General features: G+C 65.8%; 23 protein-coding genes. 6 read left to right on the plus strand and 17 right to left on the minus strand.

Annotated features, from left to right (window positions below):
• Position 1: 1 nt before the first annotated feature.
• The 3 genes from DY468_RS24980 to DY468_RS17685 are packed head-to-tail and all read right to left on the minus strand — an operon-like array spanning position 2 to position 3,918.
• Positions 2-2,311 (minus strand): molybdopterin-dependent oxidoreductase, encoded by a 2,310-nt coding sequence (locus DY468_RS24980; protein ID WP_164606101.1) that lies wholly within the window; start codon positions 2,309-2,311, stop codon positions 2-4.
• Between the two features lie 33 nt (positions 2,312-2,344).
• Complete coding sequence (locus tag DY468_RS17680) at positions 2,345-3,112, minus strand: CoA transferase (RefSeq protein WP_164606102.1); 768 nt, start codon at positions 3,110-3,112, stop codon at positions 2,345-2,347.
• A complete protein-coding gene (locus tag DY468_RS17685; RefSeq protein ID WP_164606103.1) occupies positions 3,112-3,918 on the minus strand; it encodes a CoA transferase subunit A in 807 nt (268 codons plus the stop codon). Before DY468_RS17685 ends, DY468_RS17680 begins: the two co-directional genes overlap by 1 nt.
• Before the next feature lie 243 nt (positions 3,919-4,161).
• Here DY468_RS17685 and DY468_RS17690 point away from each other — a divergent pair, with 243 nt between their 5' ends.
• From DY468_RS17690 to DY468_RS17715, 6 genes are all read left to right on the plus strand, one after another.
• Complete coding sequence (locus tag DY468_RS17690) at positions 4,162-5,307, plus strand: ABC transporter ATP-binding protein (RefSeq protein WP_164606104.1); 1,146 nt, start codon at positions 4,162-4,164, stop codon at positions 5,305-5,307.
• Positions 5,304-7,097 carry an ABC transporter permease subunit gene (locus tag DY468_RS17695; RefSeq protein ID WP_164606105.1) on the plus strand — a complete coding sequence of 598 codons (1,794 nt, stop codon included), beginning with the start codon at positions 5,304-5,306 and terminating at the stop codon, positions 7,095-7,097. The genes DY468_RS17690 and DY468_RS17695 overlap by 4 nt, the downstream gene beginning before the upstream one ends.
• A 33-nt stretch (positions 7,098-7,130) precedes the next feature.
• The gene (locus tag DY468_RS17700) at positions 7,131-8,219 is read left to right on the plus strand and encodes an extracellular solute-binding protein (RefSeq protein WP_164606106.1); all 1,089 of its coding nucleotides are present in this window, start codon (positions 7,131-7,133) and stop codon (positions 8,217-8,219) included.
• An 81-nt stretch (positions 8,220-8,300) separates the two neighbouring features.
• Positions 8,301-9,056, plus strand: coding sequence for an IclR family transcriptional regulator (locus tag DY468_RS17705; RefSeq protein ID WP_164606107.1), 756 nt, complete (start codon positions 8,301-8,303; stop codon positions 9,054-9,056).
• 229 nt (positions 9,057-9,285) lie between these two features.
• Complete coding sequence (locus DY468_RS17710) at positions 9,286-10,086, plus strand: CbbQ/NirQ/NorQ/GpvN family protein (RefSeq protein ID WP_164606108.1); 801 nt, start codon at positions 9,286-9,288, stop codon at positions 10,084-10,086.
• Between the two features lie 26 nt (positions 10,087-10,112).
• The gene (locus DY468_RS17715; RefSeq protein WP_164606109.1) at positions 10,113-12,395 is read left to right on the plus strand and encodes a nitric oxide reductase activation protein NorD; all 2,283 of its coding nucleotides are present in this window, start codon (positions 10,113-10,115) and stop codon (positions 12,393-12,395) included.
• A gap of 183 nt (positions 12,396-12,578) precedes the next feature.
• On the opposite strand, the gene DY468_RS17720 is transcribed toward DY468_RS17715, so the two are convergent.
• The 14 genes from DY468_RS17720 to DY468_RS17785 form a co-directional block, all read right to left on the minus strand.
• Complete coding sequence (locus tag DY468_RS17720) at positions 12,579-13,433, minus strand: urease accessory protein UreD (RefSeq protein WP_164606110.1); 855 nt, start codon at positions 13,431-13,433, stop codon at positions 12,579-12,581.
• Positions 13,399-14,055, minus strand: a complete 657-nt coding sequence (ureG, locus tag DY468_RS17725; RefSeq protein WP_164606111.1) for an urease accessory protein UreG — start codon at positions 14,053-14,055, stop codon at positions 13,399-13,401. Before ureG ends, DY468_RS17720 begins: the two co-directional genes overlap by 35 nt.
• Before the next feature lie 2 nt (positions 14,056-14,057).
• Positions 14,058-15,767 carry an urease subunit alpha gene (ureC, locus tag DY468_RS17730; protein WP_164606112.1) on the minus strand — a complete coding sequence of 570 codons (1,710 nt, stop codon included), beginning with the start codon at positions 15,765-15,767 and terminating at the stop codon, positions 14,058-14,060.
• Entirely contained in the window at positions 15,767-16,462 is a 696-nt protein-coding gene (locus DY468_RS17735; protein ID WP_164606113.1) for an urease subunit gamma, read from the minus strand. Before DY468_RS17735 ends, ureC begins: the two co-directional genes overlap by 1 nt.
• 9 nt (positions 16,463-16,471) lie before the next feature.
• On the minus strand, positions 16,472-17,140 hold the full coding sequence (locus DY468_RS17740; RefSeq protein WP_164606114.1) for an urease accessory protein UreF: 669 nt from the start codon (positions 17,138-17,140) through the stop codon (positions 16,472-16,474).
• A 2-nt stretch (positions 17,141-17,142) separates the two neighbouring features.
• A complete protein-coding gene (gene ureE, locus DY468_RS17745) occupies positions 17,143-17,694 on the minus strand; it encodes an urease accessory protein UreE (RefSeq protein WP_164606115.1) in 552 nt (183 codons plus the stop codon).
• Positions 17,695-17,763: 69 nt separating this feature from the next.
• A complete protein-coding gene (locus DY468_RS17750) occupies positions 17,764-18,801 on the minus strand; it encodes an aliphatic amidase (protein ID WP_164606116.1) in 1,038 nt (345 codons plus the stop codon).
• Positions 18,802-18,881: 80 nt separating this feature from the next.
• Positions 18,882-19,577 carry an urea ABC transporter ATP-binding subunit UrtE gene (gene urtE / locus DY468_RS17755; RefSeq protein WP_164606117.1) on the minus strand — a complete coding sequence of 232 codons (696 nt, stop codon included), beginning with the start codon at positions 19,575-19,577 and terminating at the stop codon, positions 18,882-18,884.
• On the minus strand, positions 19,577-20,326 hold the full coding sequence (gene urtD / locus DY468_RS17760) for an urea ABC transporter ATP-binding protein UrtD (RefSeq protein WP_164606118.1): 750 nt from the start codon (positions 20,324-20,326) through the stop codon (positions 19,577-19,579). The genes urtE and urtD overlap by 1 nt, the downstream gene beginning before the upstream one ends.
• A gap of 3 nt (positions 20,327-20,329) precedes the next feature.
• A complete protein-coding gene (gene urtC / locus DY468_RS17765; RefSeq protein WP_164606119.1) occupies positions 20,330-21,475 on the minus strand; it encodes an urea ABC transporter permease subunit UrtC in 1,146 nt (381 codons plus the stop codon).
• A 2-nt stretch (positions 21,476-21,477) separates the two neighbouring features.
• Entirely contained in the window at positions 21,478-22,371 is an 894-nt protein-coding gene (gene urtB, locus DY468_RS17770; RefSeq protein WP_164606120.1) for an urea ABC transporter permease subunit UrtB, read from the minus strand.
• 68 nt (positions 22,372-22,439) lie between these two features.
• Positions 22,440-23,696: a transporter substrate-binding domain-containing protein gene (locus tag DY468_RS17775; protein WP_164606121.1), complete on the minus strand. Its 1,257-nt coding sequence runs from the start codon at positions 23,694-23,696 to the stop codon at positions 22,440-22,442.
• A gap of 245 nt (positions 23,697-23,941) precedes the next feature.
• Positions 23,942-24,550 (minus strand): ANTAR domain-containing response regulator, encoded by a 609-nt coding sequence (locus DY468_RS17780; protein WP_164606122.1) that lies wholly within the window; start codon positions 24,548-24,550, stop codon positions 23,942-23,944.
• Positions 24,551-24,572: 22 nt separating this feature from the next.
• Positions 24,573-25,100, minus strand: a 528-nt coding sequence (locus tag DY468_RS17785) for a transporter substrate-binding protein (protein WP_164606123.1), incomplete at its 5' end; no start/stop codon positions are given.

The following is a 25,100-nucleotide window of genomic DNA, read 5'->3' on the forward strand; positions in this document are numbered from 1 at the left end:
TTTAGGCGGTCGCGAGGGCGACCAGCTTGTCCTGATATTCGTCGAAAGCGTCGCGTTGATCTGCGATGTGCGGCTCGGCACGGACCAGGCAGGTATGTGCCGAGCAGCCCTGGCCGAATTGCGATGTGCCGATGTCGAGCGTCAGCACGTTGGGATTGCCGGCGACTTCGAGGCCGTTCTCGTCGCGCGGGGTGAACCAGGCGCCGGTCGGCAGCACAAGTACGCCGGGGCGGACCGCGTCGGTGACGGTCGCGGTCGCCAGACAGGCGCCGCGGGCGTTCCAGATCCGGATGGTCTGGCCGTCCTCGATGCCCCGCGCCGCCGCGTCCTGCGGATTGAGCTTGGCCTGTTCGCGGCCGTTGCGCTTGGCCGCCACGCTGGCGACGCCGGTTTCGATCTGGCTGTGCAGCCGGCCGACCGGCTGATGCGAGATCAGATGCAGGTCCGGAGCTTCGCCCTTGCCGAGCCACTCGGCCGGCTCCAGCCACGCCGGGTGCGGCGGGCAATCGGCATAGCCGAGCTGGGCCAGCGTGCGGCTGCCGAGCACGATCTTGCCGCTCTCGGTGGCGAGCGGGTGAGCCGCGGGGTTGGCGCGGAACTCGGCCAGGAAGGTGTGCTCGGCGCGCACCGGGCAGCGGGCGTAGCCGCGCTCCCAGAAGCTGTCGAAGTCGGGCATCTCGAATCCGTGGCGTCCGACCGCGTCCTGCCGCACCTCTTCGTAGAGATGCCGCACCCAGCCGATCTCGTCGCGGCCTTCGTTGAAGCTGTCGGCGACGCCGAGCTTGCCGGCGATGCGATCGAAGATCTCGAAATCCGGCAGCGACTCGCCGACCGGCGCGATCGCCCGCTTCATCGCGATGACGAAATCGGAGCGGCGATTGCCGGCGATGTCGTTACGTTCGATCGACGTCGTCGCCGGCAGCACGATATCGGCGCGCTGCGCGGTCGCGGTGAACATCGGATCCTGCACGATGATGGTTTCCGGCCGCGTCCACGCTTCGGCGAGCCGGTTGAGATCCTGATGGTGGTGATACGGATTGCCGCCGGCCCAATACACCAGCCGCGTATCCGGATAGGTCTGCGTCTTGCCTTCGTAGGTGAAGGTGCCGCCCGGATTGAGCAGCATGTCGCTGATCCGCGCCACCGGGATGAAGCTGTCGATCGGTCGCGTCAGTTGCGAGATCGCCGGCGACTTGCCGATGTTGAACGGCGAACCGACGCCGCCGAGCGACCCGTAGCCGAAGCCGACGCCGCCGCCCGGCAGACCGATCTGGCCGATGATCGAGGCGAGCCCGATCGCCGCCCAGAACGGCTGTTCGCCGTGATGGGCGCGCTGCAGGCTCCAGCTCGCGGTGAGCATGCTGCGGGTCTCGACCAGCCGCCGCGCCAGCTTGCGGATGGCCTCGGCATCAAGACCGCAGATCTCCGCCGCCCAGGCCGCGTCCTTGCGGACGCCGTCGGCCGAGCCGTCGAGATAGGCCAGCAGTTGTTCGGCACCGCTGGTGCAGCGATCCAAAAACGCGCGGGCGTGGCGGTCCGCCAGCACGATCTCGCCGGCGAGGCCGAGCATCAGCGCCGCATCGGTGTTCGGACGGATCGGCCACCACTCGGCGCCGACCCACTCCGGCATATCATCCTTCAGCGGCGAGACGTGCACGATGCGGATGCCGCGATCGACGATCTTGCGCAAATACGACTCGACCCGGTGCACCCCGATGCCGCCGGCTTCGGTCTGTGCGGTGCGCGGCGACAGAGCGCCGAACACCACCAGCGTCTCGGTGTGGTCGGCGATGGTGTCGAGCGTGTTGGCACGGCCGTCGCAGGCATCCGAGCTGCCGAGCGTATGGCGCAGGATCACCGGGCCTGCGGCGATCGAATAGGTATCGACGTGGCGGGTGAAGCCGCCCACCAGATTGAGCATCCGCTTCAAGAGCGACGAGGCGTGATGCAACCGGCCCGAATTGGTCCAGCCATAGGAGCCGGCGAAAATCGAGGCGTTGCCGTAAGTCGTCGAGACGCGGCGGATTTCATCCGCCACCAGCGTGGTGGCTTCGTCCCAACTGACTGGTACGAACTTCTCGGCGCCGCGCTTGCGCCGGTCGCTGTGCTCACGCTTGTCAAGCCAGCCGGCACGCACCATCGGACGCAGCACCCGCCGCTTCGGATTGGCCCATTCCGGCACCGAATGAATGATCGGCGACGGCGCCGGATCGTGCGCGAACGGTTCGACGCCGACGATGCTCCCGTCCTGCACCAGCAGCGTATAGGCGCCCCAGTGGCTGCAATGCGGGATTCGCTCGATCTCACTCACACGCCGTCTCCGTGGGATTGCTCGCCGATCGGCTCAGGACGCATGGGACAGCGGCTGAGCGATCTCGCGCCGCATCTGGGCGGCGAAGTCCGGATAGGTCTCTGCGACCTCGTCGTAGACGCGCTCGCGCAGCAGCTTCAGGACCTGGGGATCCGGCAGCGCGGTCTGCGCCGGCGTCTCATCGTGGGCGAACTTGAAGCCGGTCGCCTCCTTGATGGCGGCAAGATCATAGCCGGGATGAACGCTCTGCAGGTCGAAGCCGCGGCGGTCCTTGTCGAAGCGGAACAGCGCCTTGCTGGTGAGCAGCGCGATCGGCCCGCCGGGCCGATACACGCCCTCGTCGCTGAGGCCGGGCGCACTGATGAAGTCGACCTTCTCGACCATTGCGCGCGGGGTGTGCTCCTCGCGGAACAGGATCACCCGCGGCACCACGTAGTACAGATAGGCCGACCCGAACGAGCCCGGCCAGCGCACCTGCGACTGGGGATACTCGCCGGCCCCGACCAGGTTGATGTTGCCCTGGCCGTCGATCTGGCCGCCGCCGAGGAAGAACGCATCGATGCGGCCCTGGCCGGCGCAGTCGAACAATTCGGCCGAACCGTTGGTGAAGAAGTTGTGCTCGACCGAACCGAGGATCGAGATCCGTGGCCCGGTCTCGCCGGCCTGCTGTTTCAGCGCCCGCAGCAGCATCGCGCCCGAGGCCGGGATCGGCGAGGAGGCGCCGACCGCAACATGACGAACGCCGTCGAGCAGCTTGGCGATGGTGCAGATCAGGATCTCGCGCGGATGAATGTCGGTCATCAGGCGGGCTCCATCTGCGTCGTCGCCATGTAGTCGGCAAAACCTTCGGCGGTGCGCGCCGCGCGGGCGTAGCGAACCAGTTCCTGGGTGTCGGCCGGATATTCGCCCCACAGCCCGTAGGGCCGGGCGCCCTTCGGCGCCAGCGCGACCTCGGTGACGTAGATCGCCGGCAGCACGCCGGCCGCGGTGATCTCGTTGGCGAGCAGGCTCTCGTCAACGATCCGCTCGACGGTCACCAGGGTGATCGCCGACGCATAGGCCATCGCGGCGAGCTCGCGGCGGCGGCCGACCCAGACGTTGCCGAAGCGGTCGGCCATCGGGGCATGGAAGATCGTCACGTCCGGCTTGATCGCGGGGATCAGCACCACCGGGTCGCCGCCGTCCGCCAGCGGATTGTCGATCACGCGCCAGTCCTTGCGATGCCGCAGGATGTCGCTGCCGATCAGGCCGCGCATCGGCATGAACGGACTGCCCTTCTGCGCCGCCATCAGGCCGGCGTGGATCGCCGGGCAGGTCGCGTCCATCAGCTTGATCGAGCCGTCCTTGACGGCGGCGTTGAACCGCGGCGCGCCGCCGGCCTCGCCGAGCGTCACCGCGCTGGTCTCGACGGTGCGGACCAGACCGGAGCCGATCAGCTGATCGACCTGAAGGCCGCCGGTCGGCACGCAGATGAGATGGAGATTGCCGGTGTTGCGTTCGATGATCGGGCGGGTCATCGCCATCGAGACGCCGGCATAATCGACCGGCAGCCCCAGCCGGATTCCCGGCTCCACATACTTCGCCAGTCCGCGAAGATCGCTCGCCACGATCCACCTCCCGATTTGTTGTTCTATATTGTAGAACGTCTTTCCAAATAAAATTAGTCGCGCTGCCAAGCCTCTGTCAATGCCGATCGTGCCGCCGCGCTGCGGGATGCGGCCGCCGGCTCGCACCACCGCGTCACAGCACGCGGTCCCCGACTTGACAACGCGGAGACGGCCGCCAAGAATAATTGGAATAGCGTTTCATAATATAGAACGACGAAGTCGGAACTGATCAGGGAGGGAACGATGGCCGAGCCAGTGGCTCTGCGCGCAGGGAATCTCGGCGCGCGAGGTGCAGCATCGCAGGCAGCGCAGGCGCGGCAGGTGATCGGCTCCAGCATCGCGGTGCGCGAAGCCGAGAAGCGCTACGGCCAGTTTCACGCGGTCGACCGCATCAGCCTCGATATCGAGCCCGGTGAATTCATCACGCTGCTCGGCCCCTCCGGCAGCGGCAAGACCACGCTGCTCAACCTGCTCGCCGGGTTCCAGACGCTCGACGGCGGCGAAATTCTGGTCGACGGCAAGCCGGTGCACAACGTGCCCACGCACAAGCGCGGCTTCGGCATGGTGTTTCAGAGCTACGCGCTGTTCCCCAACATGACGGTGACGCAGAACGTCGCGTTCCCGATGCGGATGGCCGGCGTCGATCGCGCCACCACCGCGCGGCGCGTCGCCGAGACGCTGGAAATCATGCGGCTGTCGGCGCACGCCGACAAGGCGCCGTCGGAAATGTCCGGCGGCCAGCAGCAGCGCGTCGCGATCGCCCGCGCCATCGTGATGCGGCCCAAGGTGGTGCTGATGGACGAACCGCTCAGCGCGCTCGACCGCCGCCTGCGCGAGTCGATCCAGATCGAAATCCGCGACCTGCATCAGACCATCGGCAGCACCATCCTGTTCGTCACGCACGACCAGGGCGAAGCGCTGACCATGAGCGACCGCATTGCTGTGCTCGATGCCGGCAAGATCGTGCAGATCGGCCGGCCGCTCGACATCTATCGTCATCCCGCCAATCGCTTCGTGGCCTCGTTCGTCGGCGAGAGCAATCTGATCGAAGCCGAGATCATGCAGAAGCGCGGCACCACGGTGACGCTCAAGAACCGGTCCGGCTACGTGTTCGACGCCGAAAGCCGCGACGCCATCGACGTCGGCCGCGTCACCGTGCTGGTGCGGCCCGAGCGGATCGCGATTGCGGACGAAGCCACCGCGAACTCGACGCCGGTGACCGTGACCTCGGCGATCTTCCTCGGCGAGACCCTGCGGATCGAGGCGCAGATGGAGAGCGGCGAGACGCTGCTGGTGCGCTGCCCCGACAGCGCCAAGCGGCCGCTGCCGAATATCGGCGATCGTCTGCACGTCAGCTGGGGCCCGGAAGACTGCTGGGTGCTGGCATGACGACGCTTTCGCTGACCGACGAGCCACGGCGGCAGCCGACCTCCAGCCTGGCGATGAAGCTGAAGAACCCGGCGCTGCTGCTGCTGCCCGCGGTCGCATTTTTGGGCTTCATCTATCTGCTGCCGTTGATCGATCTGATCCGCATCAGCATCAGCGGCCCGAGCTGGCTGACCTATTTCGAGCGCGTGTTCGCCGTGCCGCTGTACTGGGAATCGCTGGTCAGGACCATGCAGATCTCGGTCACGGTGGCGTTCCTGTGCCTGCTGTTCGGCTATCCGACCGCGCTGCTGATTCATCGTACCCGCGGTCTGACGCGTGCGCTGATCGCCACCGCGATCGTACTGCCCTACTTCATCGCGATCCTGATCCGCACCTATGCGTGGATGGTGCTGCTCGGCCGCACCGGACCGATCAACAAGCTGCTGGTGGCGATCGGCGTGCTGGGCGAACCGGTGCAACTGCTGTTTCATCGCGGCACCGTGCTGCTCGGCATGACCGCCGTGCTGCTGCCGCTGATGGTGCTGACGATCTACTCCAGCGTGTCGCGGCTCGATCCCGGCCTGACCCGCGCCGCGCTCGCCTCCGGCGCCGGCCCGATCGCGGTGTTCTGGCGCGTGCTGCTGCCGCTGACGCTGCCCGGCATCGGCGCCGGCTTCCTGCTGGTGTTCGTCGCGGCGATCGGCTTCTTCATCACCCCCACCCTGCTCGGCGGGCCGGGCGATCAGATGTTCGCCATGCACATCACCCAGCAGGCGGATTCGGTGACGTCCGAAGGCTTCCTGCAGGCGCTCGGCGTGGTGCTGCTGCTGATCACCCTGGCGGTGGTGGCAATCGCCGGACGCTTCCTCGGTCTCGAATTCATCTGGGGCGGCCGCAAGTTGACCGAGTCGAATGCGGCGAGCACGACGCGCGCGGCTGCCGATGATCCGACGCGCCGCTCGATCGGCAGCAGCCTTGCCGACACGATCGGCTGGCCGCTGCTGCGGCTGGTCGGCATGCTGCCGGCCAGTTTCGGCACCTGGACGGTGCGACTGATGGGCGGCCTCGTCGTCGCCGTGCTGATCCTCCCGATTATCGTGGTGATGGTGATCTCGTTCAGCAGCGCCAGCTATCTGACCTTCCCGCCGCCCGGCTTCTCGCTGCGCTGGTACGAGCAGTTCTTCTCCGACACCAACTGGATGCGGGCGTTCTGGACTTCCGCGATGATCGCCTCGGTCTCGGCCATCATCGCGGTCGGTCTCGGCACCTGCGCGGCGCTCGGCATCGTCCGCGGCGATGTCCGCGGCAAGTCCGCCATCATGCTGCTGCTGGTCAGCCCGATCATCGTGCCGCCGGTGGTGCTCGGCCTGTCGCTGTACACGCTGTTCCTGAAGTTCGATCTGATCGGCTCGGTGTTCGGCCTCGCAGCGGCCCATGCGATCGGCGGCCTGCCGATCGTGGTGGTGATCCTGGCGGCTGCGCTGCAGGGCGTCGACAAGCGGCTCGAACAGGCCGCCGCGGTGCACGGAGCCTCATCGCTGACCGTGCTGCGGCTGGTGACGCTGCCGGCAATCGCGCCGGGTCTCGCGGCGGCGACGTTCTTCGCCTTTCTGCATTCGTTCGACGAACTGGTGCTCACGCTGTTCCTGTCGAGCGCCCAGCTCAAGACGCTGCCGCTGATGCTGTGGGGCGACATCAACTACCGGCTCAATCCGGTGCTGGCGGTGGTCTCGACGCTCGAAGTTCTGCTGGTCGTGGGAGGGCTGTTCCTCGCCCGGCCGGTGCTTGCAACCTCGCAAAAAGCGAGCTGACGACAAACGATCAAACCACGAGGGAAACGCAGGATGTTGGGATTGAAACGATTCACCTTGCCGGCCTTGGCTTCGGCGGCCTTCATCGCCCTGGGGGCGGCGACCGCCACGGCCCAGAGCAACGTCGTGATCATGCAGGATCCGGGCGGCGGCTACGGCGATGCGCTGCGCAAGGTGATGTACGACCCGTTCGAAAAGGAAACCGGCATCAAGGTCGTCACCGTGCAGGAAGCCCGCAGCGGCCCGCGCATCAAGGCCCAGGCCGAGGCCGGCAAGGCGCAGTGGGATCTGACCTTCATCTTCGACCAGGAAACCAAGCTGCTCGGCGATTGCTGCCTGGCCGACATCGATTATTCGAAGCTGTCGGAGTCTGCGCACAAGACGCTGGCTGCGATGCCGGACAATCTGAAGCGCAAGAAGGGCGTCGCGCTGCAGGTGATCGGCGTCGGCCTCGTCTACAACAAGGAAAAGTTCAAGGGCGACAAGGCTCCGCAGACCTGGGCCGACTTCTGGGACGTGAAGAAATTTCCGGGCCGCCGCTGCATGCCGGCGTGGCCGCGCTTCACCTTCGAAGCCGCGCTGATGGCCGACGGCGTCAGCAAGGACAAGCTGTACCCGATCGACATGGACCGGGCGCTGAAGAAGCTGAAGGAGATCAAGCCGCACGTCGTCAAGTGGTGGACCACCGCCGCGCAGCCGCCGCAGCTGCTTCTCGACGGTGAAGCCGACATGTGCCTGGCCTACACCGGCTCGATGAGCAAGCTGGCGCTCGAAGGCGCGCCGATCGACCTCACCTTCAACCAGGGCTTCGTCTATTACGACTTTTTCTCGATTCCAAAGGGCGCGCCGAACTACGACAATGCGCTCAAGCTGCTGTCGTGGCGGCTCGATCCGAAGCGCGCCGCGCAACTGACCTCCACCTTCCCGGTCGCGCTGCCGTCCAAGGTCGTGTTCGATGCGGCGACCGACAAGAACATTGCGCGATATTGGGCCAACAACCCCGACAACGTCGCCAAGGCGATCGAATGGAGCCCGGATTTCTGGGGCGCCAAGTCGCCGGCGGGGAATTCAACCAATGAAGAATACGGACAAGAAAAGCTGAACGCGATGCTGGCCCAATAAGGCGACTCGCAGCAAACTCCGACCGGCAGTCACGACTGCCGGTCGTTATTTCCAACAAAGAGATATTGCCCGGCCGCCTGAATGGACAAAGCTTTCATCAAGGGACTTCGACTGCTCGAGACCCTTGCGCTCAGCGATCAGCCGCGCGGCGTCACCGACCTCGCCAACCAGCTCAAATTCACCAAGAGCAACGTGCACCGGCTGCTGGCGACTTTGCAGTCGCAAGGCTATGTCCGCCAAATCCCGCCGCACAGCACCTACGAGCTGACCACCAAGCTGTGGGAGCTCGGCCATCACGTCATCCAGCGCATGGATCTGGTGCGGATCGCGCGGCCGGCGATGACCAAGCTGGCCGAGGTCACCGGTGAAACGGTCCACCTGTCCGTGCTCGACGGCACCGAGGTTCTGTACGTCGACAAGATCGAAAGCGCCCATCACATCCGCGCCCACACCAGCGTCGGGATGCGCGCGCCGGCCTTCACGGTCGCGACCGGCAAGGCCATGCTGGCGCAGATGCCGGACGATTATCTCGAGATCCTGCGCCCGCATCTAAAGCGCTATACGGATTCGACCCGCACCACGATCGAGGAGCTGCGCGAAGACATCCGTACCATCCGGGCGCAGGGCTATGCGTCGGTGCTGCACGGCGAATGGCGCGAAGGCATCGCCGCCTGCGCCTGCGCCATCATCGGCCGCTCCGGCGAACTGATCGGCGCGATCGGCATGTCCGGCCCGGACATCCGCGTCAAGCGCAAGCAGATCAAGGAATACTCCGTCCACGTCGTAGAAGCCGCCCGCACCATCGGCATCGCGCTCGGCCATGGCGCTGCCAAATAGGGCCCTGGCGACGCGGCGCCCCGCTTCCGTTGGCCCCGCTTCCACTCGTCCCGCTTCCACTTGCGCCAAAGAGGCAACGAGGTATTCTTCCGTATGACATCCAGAGCGCGCTTCGATGTAGCAGCGTGCTCGGTCGGCAGAGATTGCCACAATCCCATTTTCAGGGACGGTCTCTGTCGCGCCTGTTTGCCGCTGGCCTCCGTCCCCTGCTTGGCTTGAGGAGGAGTGCATGGTGCTCGACGCCTACCGGATCGCAGCGGAACCGTTTTACCAGCCCCAGGGCGACGAAATCGAGATCTTCACCGCAGCCTATACGGAACGGCTGCCGGTGATGCTGAAGGGCCCGACCGGCTGCGGCAAGACCCGTTTCGTCGAGCATATGGCATGGCGGCTCGGCCGGCCGCTGATCACCGTGGCGGCGCACGAGGACATGACTGCCGCCGACCTCGCCGGCCGCTATCTGCTAGAACCACAAGGGACCGTCTGGCACGACGGACCGCTGACCCAGGCAGTGCGCCACGGCGCGATCTGCTATCTCGACGAGATCGTCGAGGCCCGGCAGGACACCACGGTGGTGATCCATCCGCTCACCGACGCCCGCCGCATCCTGCCGCTGGAGAAGCACAACGAGATCGTGCCGGCGCATCCGGATTTCCAGCTCACCATCTCCTACAATCCCGGCTACCAGAGCGCCGTGAAGGACCTGAAGGAGTCGACCAAACAACGCTTCCTGGCGATCGACTTCACCTATCCGCCGCCGCAGATCGAAAGCGCGATCGTGGTGCGCGAGAGCGGTGCCGACAGCGCGCTCGCCGACGTGCTGGTGGCGATCGGCCAGCGCTCGCGCAATCTGCAGGGCCACGGCCTCGACGAAGGCGCCTCGACCCGGATGCTGATCCACGCCGGACGTTTGGTGCGCGGCGGCGTGCCGCTCGGCGCCGCGGTGCAGTCCAGCATCGTGCTGCCGATCACCGACAATCCCGACGTCCGCGCCGCATTGCGCGCGGCGATTGAGGCCTGCATGCCGTGAGTGCAGAGCAGACGCGAACAGCTCTGATGCGCGCCGAGCCGCTGCCCGACAGCGCGACGCGCGAGCTGCATCTGATGATGCGGCAGCGCGAGTCGTTGCGCGCGCCGTTCCGCACCGCCTGGGACGACCTCGCAACGCGCTGGAACGAGGCCGATCTCGACGCCTGGTCGGCCGCGGTGCTTGAGCTGGTCAACATCAATGCCGGCCCCGGTTGCCTGATCGCCTTTTGGGACATCAGCCGCAGCGAGCCCGGCAACGACATCGCTGCCCTGCTCGCCGCCGCCGGCGCCGCGGCGGAGATCTGCCGCGAGGCCGGCGCGCGCGCCGCGGCGCTGAGCCTCAAATCGCTGCCGATCGCCCGCAATGCTTTCGCCTCCGCGCCCGAACTGGCGCGGTGGTGGCGCGCGTTGACGCAATTCGCCCACGACGCGCCGGACGCGGTCGAGCCGGTGGCGCAGCGAATGTCGACCATCCTGGCGCCAGGCTCGGTGGAGGCATTCGAGAATTTCATCGCCTCCGGACTGAAGCTCGCCGGCACCGACCGACGCGTCCGGCGCAATTACTTCACCCTGCAGCACGAGCTGGCCCAACGGTTGATCAGCCGCGACTTCGGCGGCGTCGATTTCGCCGAGACCGAGCGCCATCTCAAAGTCTTCGTCACTGCGCTGTGGGGCCGGGTGCCGCTGTTCCGTGCCCTGCCCTGCGGCGACACCGCCGTGGCGCGGCGGTCGGCCCTCGCCGGCCCGCTGATCCGGCTGCCGGAGGTGTATCGCGGCTTCGAGGGCGACGAGGCGTGGCGGCTGTATCGCGCCGCCGCCGCTCATGCGCAGGCGCATCTGGTGCTGGGCAGCGGCCGCTTTCCGGTCGGCAAGCTCAAGCCGCTGCAGATCGTGCTGGTCGGACTGATCGAGGACGCGCGGATCGAGATGCTGGCGATGCGGCAACTCCCCGGCCTGCGCCGGCTGTGGGCGCCGTTTCACACCGCAAAGCCGGCCGGCATCGCCACCGCGCAGGCGCTGCTGGCGCGGCTCGCCCGTGCGCTGTTCGACGACGGCTACCCCGACGATCACGGCTTCATCGAGAAGGGCCGCGCACTGTTCGCCGCCGCGCAGACGCGGCTGGACGATCCGGCGATCGCGCGCGAGATCGGCATGCTGCTCGGCAACGATCTCGGCCAGATGCGGCTGCAGTTCAACGCCAAGTCCCATGTCGTCGAACCGGTGTATCGCGACGACAATCTCGGCCTGTGGGATTTCGACGAGGCGCCGCAGGCCAATGCCGACATCTTGGAGATGTTCGTCGACGCAGCCAGGCTTGAACGACAGGAGAACGATGGAGCTCCGCCGGACGATCAGCAGCCATCCGGCAGCGATGCCGGAAAGGCGCGGCCGGTCGCGCCGGACAGCCGCGGCACGGCGCTGGCGACCTATCCGGAATGGGACCGCCGCCATGGTATCGAGCGGCCGGAGTGGACCACGGTGCGCGACGTCGCCGCGCTACGCGGCGATCCGCGCCGCATCGTCGAGGCGCTCGACCGGGCCGATGCGCTGCGCGGTCGCGTCGCACAACTGGTGCGCGGCCTGCGCATCGGCCGCAGCATCCGGCTGAGCCGCCAGCCCGCCGGCCACGATCTCGACCTCGACGCGGTGATCGACGCCGGACTGGCGCTGCGCACCGGCCAGGAGCCCGACCCGCGGGTGTTCCGCTCCTCGACCTCGAAGCACCGCGATCTCGCCGCGCTGCTGCTGATCGACACCTCGCAATCGACCAGCGACCGCCTGCGCTCCGGCGCGACCGTGCTCGATGTCGAGCGCATCGCGGTGGCGGTGTTGGCCGAAGCGATGCAGAAGCTCGGCGATCCGTTCGGACTCCTCGCCTTCGCCTCCGACGGCCGCGACGACGTCAAGCTGACATCTGTGAAGGCTTTCAACGAGCCCTATGGCACTGAGGCGATGGCACGGCTCGACGGCCTCGCGTCCGGCTATTCGACACGACTCGGGACCGTGTTGCGCCACGCCGGTGCGGTGATCGGCGACGCCCGCAGTTTCCGCAAGCTGGTGCTGGTGCTGACCGACGGCGAGCCGTCCGACGTCGACGTCGGCGATCCGGCAGACCTGATCGAAGACGCGCGCCGCGCCGCAATGGGCCTGCACGCCCGCGGCATCGACGCCTTCGGCGTCGTGCTCGGCAGCCCGGGCATGACAGCCGCCGCGCGCATCTTCGGCCGCGGCAACACCATGCTGGTGCACCGCGTGGAGGATCTCCCGGCACGGCTGTCGGAATTGTACTTCCGCCTGGCCCGGCGATGATGGAAGCACCGCACTGACTCCTCATCCTGAGAAGCCTCGGCATAGCCCGCAGGGCGTAGCCGGGGCGTCTCGAAGGATGAGGACGCGGGTGTCTGCGGCCATGGTTCGAGACGGCGCTGCGCGCCTCCTCACCATGAGGAGGTACCCTTTGTGAACGCTCCAATGACCGAAGGTTCGCGCCGCTTACTTGCGCCGCACCGCGAGCGGCACGCCCAGCGCAGTCTCCGCGATGACATGAAACGCCGCCGTCAACCCACGCGTCAAACCACCGCCGTCCGGCGCCGTCATTCGCACAACCAAGCCCGCATCGTTCGGCGCCGCCGACACGCCGGCGAAGCAGCCGGCACGCTCCGCCGCGGCTTCGATGGCCTCGGCCGCCGGCAACCGCTCGGCGGGCGCGATGACGATCACCGATCCGCCAGCGCCAGCGCCGCCGAGCGCATCGTAAGGATTGCCGAGATCGCCGCCGCGCAGCGCAGCACGATCGAGCAGCAGCAGGCTTCCGTCCGGCCGCGTGACACGAAGCTCGCTGGCGAAACGCTTGAAGGTGCCTTCGAACCGCGCCGGCCGGTGTGCGCCGAAGCCATCGGCGAGAATCAGGACTCCATCGGAATCGACCACTGCGCTGGTCGCAAGCGACAGCTCGGCCTCCGGAAACAGAATGTACGGATCGTTGGTCAGCGCGGCGAAGCCGCCGTTGGCGACGTGGACACGCTGGCTCAGCGAGGCGGCGGCATCGCGGCACGCGTGCACCAAGGTCGCCGCCTGGGTGGTGAGATGCAGCGCCGCACCGGTCCCGACTTCGACATCGAAGCTGAGCTCGTCGCCGGCATACATCCCACCCGAAGCCGACTGGAGATACAGCGTCAGCAGATCGGGCTTGGCGGAATCGAGATGGAAGCCACGACCGAGATGCCACGGATAGCCGACCTGCTGGCGGCGCAGCATGGTGCGACCGCCGGCGAATTCGGCGGCGAGCCGCGCGACGCTGACGCGGGCACGGTCAGGAGCGAAACAGGACGGCGGCACTAATTGCATCGGCGACGGCGTCCACGCCCAGCCCGGAGCGCGCATTGGTGGCGATCACCGGCTTGCCGGCGCGCACCCGCTGCGCCTCCGCCAGCATCGGCTCCAGCGCGACGCCGACATACGGCGCCAGGTCGACTTTGTTGACGACGAGGAGGTCGCATTTCATCACACCCGGTCCCTTCTTGCGCGGGATGTCGTCGCCGCCGGCGACGTCGATGACGAAGATCCACCAGTCGACCAGATCGAGCGAGAAGGTCGAGGCCAGATTGTCGCCGCCGGATTCGAACAGGATCAGTTCGAGCCCCGGAAACGTCGCCTCCAGCGTATCGCCCGCTGCGATATTGAGCGTCGGATCCTCGCGGATCACCGTATGCGGACAAGCGCCGGCCTCGACCGCCGATACCCGCGCCGGATCGATCAGCCCGGAGCGACGCAGCCGTTCGGCGTCTTCCTTGGTGACGAGATCGTTGGTCACCACCGCGAAATCGACGCCGCGGGTCTGCAGCACCGGAATCAGCGCCTCGATCAACGCGGTCTTGCCCGAGCCGACCGGACCGCCGATGCCGATGCGCGCGGCGACGGACGGGTTGGCGTCCGCGCTGGTCGTCAACGACGTGAGCTGCAATCCCATGATCACCTCAACATATAGCGCCGCGCCAGCGGCAGCTCGGTAGCAGGCTCGCAAGTGGCGAGTTCACCGTCGACGAACACGTCGAAGGTCTCCGGATCGACGGTGATCTTCGGGCAGGCGTCGTTGTGCAGCATGTCACGCTTGCTGAGCTTGCGCGTACCCTTCACCGGCAGCAGCGATTTCGACAGCCCGAGCTTGCCGGCCAGATCGTTCTGGATCGCCAGCGGGTGGACGAAACAGGCCGACAGCGCCGACGGGGCGCGGCCGAACGAGCCCCATTGCGGTCGCATCAGCAAGGGCTCGCAGGTCATCAGCGAAGCTGCGCTGTCGCCCATCGCACCCCAGGCGATGAAGCCGCCCTTGATCACCAGCTCGGGCTTGATTCCGAAGAACGCCGGCCGCCATACGACGATGTCGGCGAGCTTGCCGTCCTCCAGCGAACCGATGTGATCGGCGATGCCGAAGGTCTTGGCGGCGTTGATCGTGTATTTGGCGATGTAGCGCTTGATGCGGGCATTGTCGCCCATGCCGGGTTTGTCTTCCGGCAGCGCGCCGCGCTGCTGCTTCATCTTGGAGGCGAGTTGCCAGGTGCGGCAGATCACTTCGTGAATGCGGCCCATGCCCTGGCTGTCGGAACCGAGCATCGAGATCGCGCCGATATCGTGCAGCACGTCCTCGGCCGCGATGGTCTGCGCCCGGATGCGGCTCTCGGCGAAGGCGACGTCCTCGGGGATCGCCGGGTTGAGATGGTGGCACACCATCGTCATGTCGAGATGTTCGTCGAAGGTGTTGACCGTGTAGGGATTGGTCGGGTTGGTCGACGACGGCAGGCAGTGCATCTCGCCGGCGACACGAATGATATCCGGAGCGTGGCCGCCGCCAGCCCCCTCCGTGTGATACATATGAATGGTGCGTCCGCCGATCGCCGCCAGCGTATCCTCGACGAAACCGGATTCGTTCAGCGTGTCGGTGTGGATCTGAACCTGGTAGTCGTAGTCGTCCGCGACACGCAGGCAGCAGTCGATCGCCGCCGGCATCGACCCCCAATCCTCGTGCAGCTTCAGTCCCATCACGCCGGTTTCGAGCTGTTCGACCATCGGCGCGGCGACGTGGGAATTGCCGCGGCCGAGGAAGCCGAAATTCATCGGCCAATGCTCGGCGGCCTGCAGCATCTTGCCGGTGTTGAACGGGCCGCCCGAATCGATGCCGACGGTGATCGGGCCGAGCGAGCCGCCGATCATGGTGGTGATGCCGGAAGCCAGCGCATGCTCGACCAGACCGGCACTGTCGAAATGCACATGGACGTCGATCGCGCCGGGCGTCGCGATCAGACCCTCGCAGTCCCGCACCGTCGTGCCGGTCGACACGATCAGCCGCGGATCGACACCGTCCATGATCTTGGGATTACCGGCCTTGCCGAGGCCGACGATACGGCCGTTCCTGATGCCGAGATCGCCCTTGACGATGCCGAGCACCGGATCGATCACCGTGACGTTGCACAGCAGGAAATCCAACGCCCCCTCGGCCGAGGTGATGCCGGACATGCCGATGCCGTCGCGCAGCGTCTTGCCGCCGCCGTGCAGACACTCGTCGCCGTACACCGCGTAGTCCTTCTCGACCACCGCTTCCAGCGCGGTGTCTCCGAGCCGCACCCGGTCGCCGGTGGTCGGGCCGTACAGCGCCGCGTAGTCCCGTCTTGCGATCGTCGTCATCACGCCCCCCTGAAACCGCGTGCCTTGGCCCGCGCCAGTGCGGCTTCGCGGACCAGCGGATCGGAGCCGAGCCCCGCGGTGAGATTGTTCAACCCGGTGAGCTCGCCGCTGCCGCCGAATTCGACCAGCGTCACCTCCTTGGTGGCGCCAGGCTCGAACCGCACCGCAGTGCCCGCGGGAATGTCGAGCCGCATGCCGAAGGCGGCAGCGCGGTCGAATTCGAGCGCTCGATTGACTTCGAAGAAGTGATAGTGCGAGCCGATCTGGATCGGCCGGTCGCCGGTGTTGACTGCAGTCAGCTTCAGGCGGCGCCGGCCGGCGTTCAGTTCCAGCGTTCCGGGCGCCGCAGTGATCCGACCCGGATGCTCGAGATCGGCCTCGCTTCCCGGCGCCGGACGGATCGGCTCGTGCACGGTGACCAGCTTGGTGCCGTCCGGAAACACGCACTCGACCTGAATCACGTCCATCATCACGGCAATCCCCGGCATCACGTCGGCGGTGGTCAGGATGGTAGAGCCGTAGCCGATCAGGTCGGCCACGGTGCGGCCGTCGCGCGCGCCTTCGAGGATGTCGTCGGTGATGATCGCCACCGCCTCGGGATAGTTGAGCTTCAGCCCGCGCGCGCGGCGGCGACGCGCCAGCTCGGCGGCATTGAAAATGGTGAGGCGTTCGAGTTCGGTGGGGGTGAGCAGCATCCAGGCCTCTCAGTTGGCGAAGAGTCGAAGGTCGGCCCGCATGTGGCGAGCCGCGACGATGTCGACGAACGGAACGCAGCTCGACGGCTCGGCATCATCGTCACCGTTCGTCACCAACTCATCGATGATCGGCAGCGCGCTCTGCAGCGCCGATTGCGCCTGCAGCGCGCCGATCGCGCCGAGACGCACTGCGGCTGCGACCATGCCGGACGCCGTGATGTAGCCGGAGGCGAGCTGGGCCGACGGCGCGTCGAACTGCAACGCGCGCCAGACGGCGCCCTGCATCGTCGGCAGATGCCCGATGCACGCGCCCGCCGCGATGGCGTCGCGCAGCCGCGCCGCGACCGGATTGCCGAGCCGCGCATGCGCCGCGATGAACGATCCACCGTTACGCCGCGAGCCGAGCCGGTGCGGCTCCAACAGCGACATCGCCTCGCACAGCCGGTCCAGCTCGGCGAGGCAGGCGAGATCGTTCCCGGCGCGGAACGCACGCATCATCAGAACCCGGTCGAAACTCGCCCAGCGCTGCCGCAACACCGACTCGATCAGATCGGCGAGTGATCGCGGCGACAGCTTGCCGCGCAGATCGGCGATCGCTTCGAGGCCGTAAGAGAACGCGAACGAGCCGTTCGGAAATCCGCTGTCGGCCTGCCAGATCGCGAGAAGGGCGGAGCGCATCGTCAATGATCTTGATCGTGGCCGTGATGATGGCCGTGACCGTGGAGATGGTGCCCCCCGACATGCGGCGCCTCGTCTTCGCGCCGTCCCGACTCGCCGCTCTCTTGGTCGATGATCGAAACACCGATCCGGCGGCTGGCGATCAGTTCGTCGAGGCGCGCGATGTAATCTTCGGTACGCCCCTCCAGCGCGACGAACAGCGCCTCTCCTTCGAACCGCACGCGCCAGTGCAGATTGCCGGCCTGGTAACCGAGCTCGATCGCGTCGGCGATCGAGCGCGGCTCGGGCCGCAGCCAGCGCTCGGTGCCGGCGCGGACCACGATCGCCTTGTCGGCGTCGATGAAGAGAACCGCACCGTCGAACAGCTTCTCGTGACGGGGCAGCGCGATCGCCAGCTCGCGGCCGCCACGCGTGGTGGCGAGCAGCCGGCGGCGGGAAAGATCCGCCACCGGAATGCTGACGACGTCGACGCCGCCGCGATGCTCGAGCCGGTGCAGATCTTCCGAGAAGCTCGGATCGATACGGCTGCCCAGAACATGATCGATCCGCAGCATTGGCTCTCCTTTCGTTTCGATCGAAGGCGACCGCCCACGGCATTCGCCGGGGCGATCGTCGCGGCGTCGTCAGCGATGCGCGACCTTCTTGTTCGGAATGCCGTCGATCGGACATTCTTCAGTGCCGATAGTGTCGCGCGTGAACGATTCCACCATCTCGCGGGTGCCTTCCGGATCGGCGATCCACTTCGAATAGAAATCGTAGGGGCACGCCGCGACGCCCTTGTCGCCGTCGCCGGAATTGATCATCCCGGTGTAGCCGCGATGCACCAGCTTGAAGAGGTGGTTGTTGGACTGGCCGTTCTTGCGCGCGTCGCGGATCAGCGACTTCGACAACTGCGCGAACTGAATGCCGTATTCCTCCTCGCCGCATTCGCCGAGGGTGCGGCCATCGAAGCCGACGATCGCCGAATGGCCGAAATACGAATACACGCCGTCGAAGCCGGCGGCGTTGGCGACCGCCACATAGACGTTGTTGGCCCAGGCCATCGCCTTCGCCATGATCACCTGCTGATCCTTGGCCGGGTACATGTAGCCCTGGCAGCGCACGATCAGCTCGGCGCCCTTCATCGCGCAGTCGCGCCAGATCTCCGGGTAATTGCCGTCGTCGCAGATGATCAGCGATACTTTGAGGCCCTTCGGGCCTTCCGACACGTAGGTGCAGTTGCCCGGATACCAGCCCTCGATCGGCACCCACGGCATGATCTTGCGATACTTCTGAACGATCTCGCCCTTGTCGTTCATCAGGATCAGCGTGTTGTAGGGCGCCTTGTTGGGATGCTCCTCGTGCCGCTCGCCGGTCAGCGAAAACACGCCCCACACCTTCGCCTTGCGGCAGGCTTCGGCGAAGATCTCGGTCTCGTCGCCCGGTACGGTCGAGGCGGTCTCGTACATCTCCTTGGAGTCGTACATGATGCCGTGGGTCGAGTATTCCGGGAAGATCACCAGGTCCATGCCCGGCAGACCGACCTTCATGCCGGCGATCATGTCAGCGATCTTGCGGGCGTTGGCCAAAACCTCGGCCTTGGTATGCAGCCGCGGCATCTTGTAGTTCACGACAGCGACGCCGACCGTATCGTTGCTCGATCCAATATCACCGTGAATCATCTCGAACTCCTCGTTGCTGAGCTAGGTTCAATTCGGGTTGAGGCCGGCGCATCGGTGCGCCGCAGGGTATTTTCTCGCGCTCACACCGCCATGTGCCGGTGCACCATCTCGTCGGTGAGGTCGCCGATCGCGCCGGCTTCGACGACGCGCCCCTTCTCCATCATGGCGAAGCGCTGCGCGGCACGGCGGACGAACGGGATGTTCTGCTCGACCAGCAACACGGTGAGGCCGAGGTCGCGGTTCAGCCTGACGATGATCGCCTCGATTTCCTGAACGATCGACGGCTGAATCCCCTCGTTCGGCTCGTCGAGCAGGATGATCTTCGGGTCCGCCGCGAGTGCCCGCGCAATCGCGAGCTGCTGCTGCTGGCCGCCCGACAGCACGCCACCGTTGCGGTCGAGATTCTGCATCAGGTACGGAAACAGCTCGGCCACCAGCGGCGGAATCTCGCGCTTGCCGTCGGTGCGCGCGAACGCCCCCATCAGGATGTTGTTGCGGATGGTGAAGTCCGGAATGATTTCGCGGCCCTGCGGCACGTAGGCGATGCCCGCCCGCGCGCGGCGGAACGTCGGCAGCATCGCCAGATCGTCGCCCTCGAGCCGGATCTGGCCCTCGCTGCGATCGGTCAATCCCATCAGCGTCTTGAGCAGCGTGGTCTTGCCGGTGCCATTGCGGCCGAGGATCGCAGTGATCTGGCCGGTCGGGATGTCGAGGCTCACATCGTGCAGGATGTGGCTGCGATCGTAGAAGCTGTTGACGTTGGCGAAGGTCAGCATCAGGCGATCCCCTGTGCGCCGAGATAGGCTTCCTTGACCCGCGGATCGTTCTCGATCTGAGCGACGCTGCCTTCGGCCAGCACCTGGCCGAGATGCAGCACGGTGATGCGCTCGGCGATCTCGCGGACGAACGCCATGTCGTGCTCGACCACCACGATGGTGTGGCGGCCCTTGAGGTTGTTGACGATCTGGGAGGTCTTGTGAGTCTCGGCCTGCGTCATGCCGGCGGTCGGCTCGTCGAGCAGGATCACCTTCGGATCCTGGGTGATCAGCAGGCCGAGCTCCAGCCACTGAGTCTGGCCGTGGCTCAGATAGGCCGCCACCCGATCGGCCTCCTCGGTCAGCCCGGTCAGTTCCAGCACCTCGTCCACTCGCTTGCGCGTCGCGGCGGAAAAGCCGAAGCCGAGATTGGCGAGCACGCCCGGATTCTTGCAGCTCGCCACTTCGAGATTGCGGCGGACGGTGAGCTCCTTGAACACGCTCGGGATTTGGAATTTGCGGCCGATCCCGGCGCGGACGATCTTGTACTCCGGCCAATTGGTGATCTCGGTGTCGTCGAGAAACACCCGTCCCATTGTGCTCTGGGTCTTGCCGGAGATCAGGTCCATCAGCGTGGTCTTGCCGGCGCCGTTGGCGCCGAGCAGCACCCGAAGCTCGCCCTCGCCGATCGTCAGCGACACGTTGTTGACGGCCTTGAACCCCTCGAAATCGACGCCGAGGCCGTCGATGGTGAGCGCAACCTTGTTCATCACTCACTCCGCCAGTTGCGATGCGCCGGTCGCGTCGCCGACCCGCACCGTGTCGGCCGGCGTGCGCCGCCGAAGGCGATCGAGCAGATCGTGCGCGATCCCGGCGAGGCCGCGCGGCAGATACAGCACCACCAGCACGAACACGAGGCCGATCACCACCTTCCAGCCCTCGGCGAAGCCGGCGGTCTCGCTCACCGTCGCCGAGATGGTGTTGATCAGGATGGCGCCGAGGCAGGCGCCGAGGATCGAGGCACGACCGCCGACCGCGGCCCACACCACCATGGTGATCGAGAACTGCAGATCGAGGAAGGTCGGCGAGGCGAACTCGGAGACGACGACGTAGAGCATGCCGGCGAAGCCGGCGATCAGCGCCGAGACCGCGAAGAAGAACGTCTGGTAGGTCGGCACGTCGAAGCCGAGATAGCGGACGCGGTTCTCGTCGTCGCGGATCGCCTGCAGGATCAGCCCGGCGCGGGTTTCGACCAGCAGCCGAGTGCCGATCAGCACCACCGCCAGCGAGATCGCCACCAGATAGTAGGTCTGCACGACGTAGGGATCGAATTCGAAGCCGCCGACATTGAGCCAGCCGAGATCAGTCAGACCATTGAAGCCGTTTGTGATCGGCTGCGCATCGATCACCACCAGCCGCACCAGCAGCACCACCGCCAGCGTGATGATCGAGACGAACACCCCGGAGATCCGCTTGCGAAACACGATGGTGCCGATCACTCCGGCGATCGCCATCGGCACCACCAGCCCCATCAGCACGCCGAACCACTGGCTCTGGAACGGCAACCACAGGAACGATGCCTTGTTGATGCAGCACAATTCGGTCGGAGCGCCGGGCTCTGCGTTCCACATCATGAAGTCGGGCACCGGCTTGTCGGAGCCCTGCTGCAGCGAGGTCGCGCTGGCGAGCTTCAGTGACATCGCCAACATGTAGGCACCGGCGCCGAAGAACAGCCCCTGGCCGAGATTGAGAATGCCGGCGTAGCCCCACGACAGCGCGACCGCGATGCCGAGCATGCCGTACACCAGATATTTGGCGACGCGGTTGAGCCAGAACGAATCCATCACCAGCGGAGCCGCCATCGTCAGCACGATGAACACGGCGTAGATCGCCCAGATAGTGTGACGCTTGGAGAGCATCGTCAGCGCCCCTTCAGGGCGAACAGGCCCTTCGGCTTGAGAATGATGATCGCGATCACGATGCCGAACACCACGGCGCGGGCCAGAATGTCGTTGGTGACGGACGCCACCAGGCCGTTGATCTCGCCGAGGATGCCGGCGGAGAACACCGAGCCGAGCAGGCTGCCGACGCCGCCCATCACCACCACCAGGAAGCCGTCGACCACCATCGGCGTGCCCATGTCGGGAAACACCGTCTTGAAGCCGGACACCATCACCCCGGCAATTCCGGCGAGCCCGGAGCCGAACGCGAAGGTCAGCGCATTGACCCGCTCGACGTCGATGCCGCAGGCCGCCGCCATCTTGGGATTACGGATGATAGCGCGAACCTGGGTGCCGATCGGCGTGCGATACATGATCAGCCAGGTCAGCAACGCCAGAATCGCCGTGACCAAGATGATGAAGGCGCGATAGCGGTTGATCTCGGCGCCGCCGATGCTGAACGCACCCTGCAGGAATTCAGGCACCGCGACGTTCTGCAGGCCAGGCCCGAGGCCTTCGATATGGATGCCGAAGAACGACAGGCCGAATTCCAACCGCACCGCCTGCTGGATCAGGATCGCAATGCCCCAGGTCGCGAGCAGAGTGTCCAGCAACCGGCCGTACAGCTTGCGCACCACCAGCTTTTCGATCAGCAGGCCGAGCAGCGCAGTGACGATGAACGCCAGCGGGATCGCCACGAAGATGTTGGCGCCGAGCCAGATCCCCGAAAGCACCGTGACATAGGCGCCGACCATCACCATCTCGCCGTGCGCCATGTTGATGACGCCCATGGCGCCGTAGGTGATCGCCAGACCGAGCGCGACCAGCAGCAACACCGACCCCAGACTGAGACCGATAAACAGAACTTCGAGCATCGCAGATCCTCGTGCAGCCCTCGTAAGGAGCCGCCGCCACGCTGATCGCGCGGGCGGCGGCTCGCGTGTCAGAGCTTGAGCTTGGCGCTGTCCAGGCCCTTGGCGGTGCAGAACAGGTTGGACTCGGTTTCGCCGTAGGCGACGTAGGGCAGCGGGAACACCGGCTGATCGTAGGCATTGACGATCTTGCCCTGGCCGTCGGCCTGCCACTGCGCGATCCGCGGCGTCAGCGCGGTGTGTAGGTTCTGCGCTTCGACCGTGACCTTGCCGCCGGGCGCGTCGAAGGACTGACCGCCGATATTGGCGACGATCGCCTCCGGGGTCGCCTTGCCGGCCTTCTCGACCGCCTGCTTCCACAGATAGACCTGGAAGTACGAGCACTCGAGCGCGTGATGTGTCACCGCCTTGGGGTCGTTGACGAACTTGCGGTAGCGCGCGACGAAGTCCTTGTTGGCGGGCGTGTCGATCGCCTGGAAATACGGGAACGAGGTGTAGCTGCCGACCGCGTATTCCGGCCCCATCGCGGCAATCTCGATCTCCGACGTCACCGTCGCACAGATCGGCAGCTTGTCGTGGGTCAGCCCCTGATTCTTGAATTCGCGATAGAACGCCACCACCGAATCGCCGACGACGTTGGAAAGCACCACGTCGCAACCGGAATTCTTGATCTTGTTGACCATCGAGCCCCATTCGGAATGGCCGAGCTCGAGATACTCGTCGGCGATCCATTGGCCGCCGTTCTTCTCGATCAGGATCTTTGAAACCTTGGCCATTTCCCGCGGATAGATGTAGTTCGATCCGACGATGAAGAACTTCTTCTTACCGAGCGTCTTGATGATCCAGGGAATGAAGTTGGAGAGCTGCTGGTTCGGCACCGCGCCGGTGTAGACCACGTTCTTCGAGCACTCGAAGCCTTCGTAGTAGGTCGGGTAGAACAGCAGATTGTGCCGCTTCTCGAACACCGGCAGAACCGCCTTGCGGCTCGCGGACGTGTAGCAACCGAACACGGTCGGGACGCGATCCTGGATGACGAGCTTCGAAGCCTTCTCGTTGAAGGTCTTCGGGTCGGACGCGCCGTCTTCGGCAACGGCGGTGATCTTCATCCCGTTGACGCCGCCCTTTTCGTTGATCTCGCTGATCGCCATCATCGTCGCGTCGTGCAGCGACTTTTCGACGATCGACAGACCACCGGTGAGGCTGAACAGCACGCCCACCTTGATCTCGCCTGCGGCCTGCGCACCACTCGAGAACACCGCCGGCGACGTCATCGCCGCGCCCGTCGCGAGCAGACCGCCCTTGATGAATTTACGCCGATCAATTGCCATACTGTTCCCTTTCATCGGACATGACTCGTCGTTCACGCCCGAGCGCGCTGTTTCGACCCAAAGATGACCTAATCGTCTGCCGCCCGGCGGAGCGAACCCACGCCCACCGGAACACGCCAGCCGCAAAACAAAAAAGCCCGACAGATCCTCGCGGATCTCTCGGGCTACACAGCCTGGTGCCGAACCAGCTTCATCGATGGTGCGGCTGCATCACTAACAAGCAGCGCTTGCGTGACGACTAAAGACTAATCATCTTTCGCACGGTACTGCAAGAGCTCATTTGCGTGAATGATAGCAGAAGCCATGTCGTCCATTGATACGCGCTTCGACATCGCCTGACGACGGATGCTCTCGTAAGCCTGCGCCTCATCGAGACCTTGTCCTTCCATCAGAATGGTCTTCGCCTTCTGAATGCGCTGGATGCCGGTGAGCTTGCGCTCCAGCTTGCGGATGCGCTTGGTGGTTTCGCGGCGCTCCAACCACAGGCTGCGGGCGATCGTCAAATTCGTCAGCAAACCGAACGGCCTGATCGGCCGCTCGATCACCGCGACGGCGCCGGCTTCAAGTACAAGTTGCAAGGTCGAAGGATCTTCGTAGCTGACGACGGCGATCAGCGTCGGCCGCGCGGCGCCGTCGGATTTCAGCAGCTTCAGAATCTCGGCCCGAACATCGTGTTCGATCGCGAGGATCACCACGTCGGTTCCATCCGGCCACGCCGCAGGTACCGGCCATTGCGCCTCCACCATGCAGCCGATGCGCCGCAGATGTTCGACGAGTTGCACCCGCTCGACATCGGCAGGGTGGACGACGTGAACCCGCAGGCCCCGCAGGTCTCGGAGAATTTGGATCGTCACCCGTCAGCTCCGTGCCCGAGGTTCATGTCGTCGATGCATGGAGTTCGTCTGCCGACCAGTCGTCGAGGCTCTGCACGACACAATACGGATCCGGCTTGATCCGAACGCCGGGATTCCAAACGGTGCGGAACCGCCCCTGACCATCGACGCGAGCGATCCGCGGCCAGAGATACGTGTGGTTGTTCTCGTGATCGATCCGAACGCGCCCCTGCGGAGCGTCGAATTCCGCGTCGCGTAATTCGAGCAACACGCGCTCCGGATCGTCCGAGCCGCATTTGGCGACCGCCCGCATTGCCAGATGAACCTGGAAATACGCAGCTTCCGCGCTCGCCGTCACCGGCGCGTCGGGCCCGAAGCGCTGCTTGAACTGGGTGACGAAACGACGCGCCGACGGCGTCGACAGCGTATCGAAGAACGGCGCCGCCGTGATGTGGCCTTCGGCCGCTTCGTTGGACATGTCGGCCAATTCGGCTTCGCTGGTCGAGAGGCTGGCGATCGGCATCTTGGCGGGATCGAAGCCGGCCTCGCGATACGCCTGATAGAACATCGC

It is taken from the genome of Rhodopseudomonas sp. BR0M22 (assembly GCF_010907035.1).
Taxonomy (GTDB): Bacteria; Pseudomonadota; Alphaproteobacteria; order Rhizobiales; family Xanthobacteraceae; genus Rhodopseudomonas.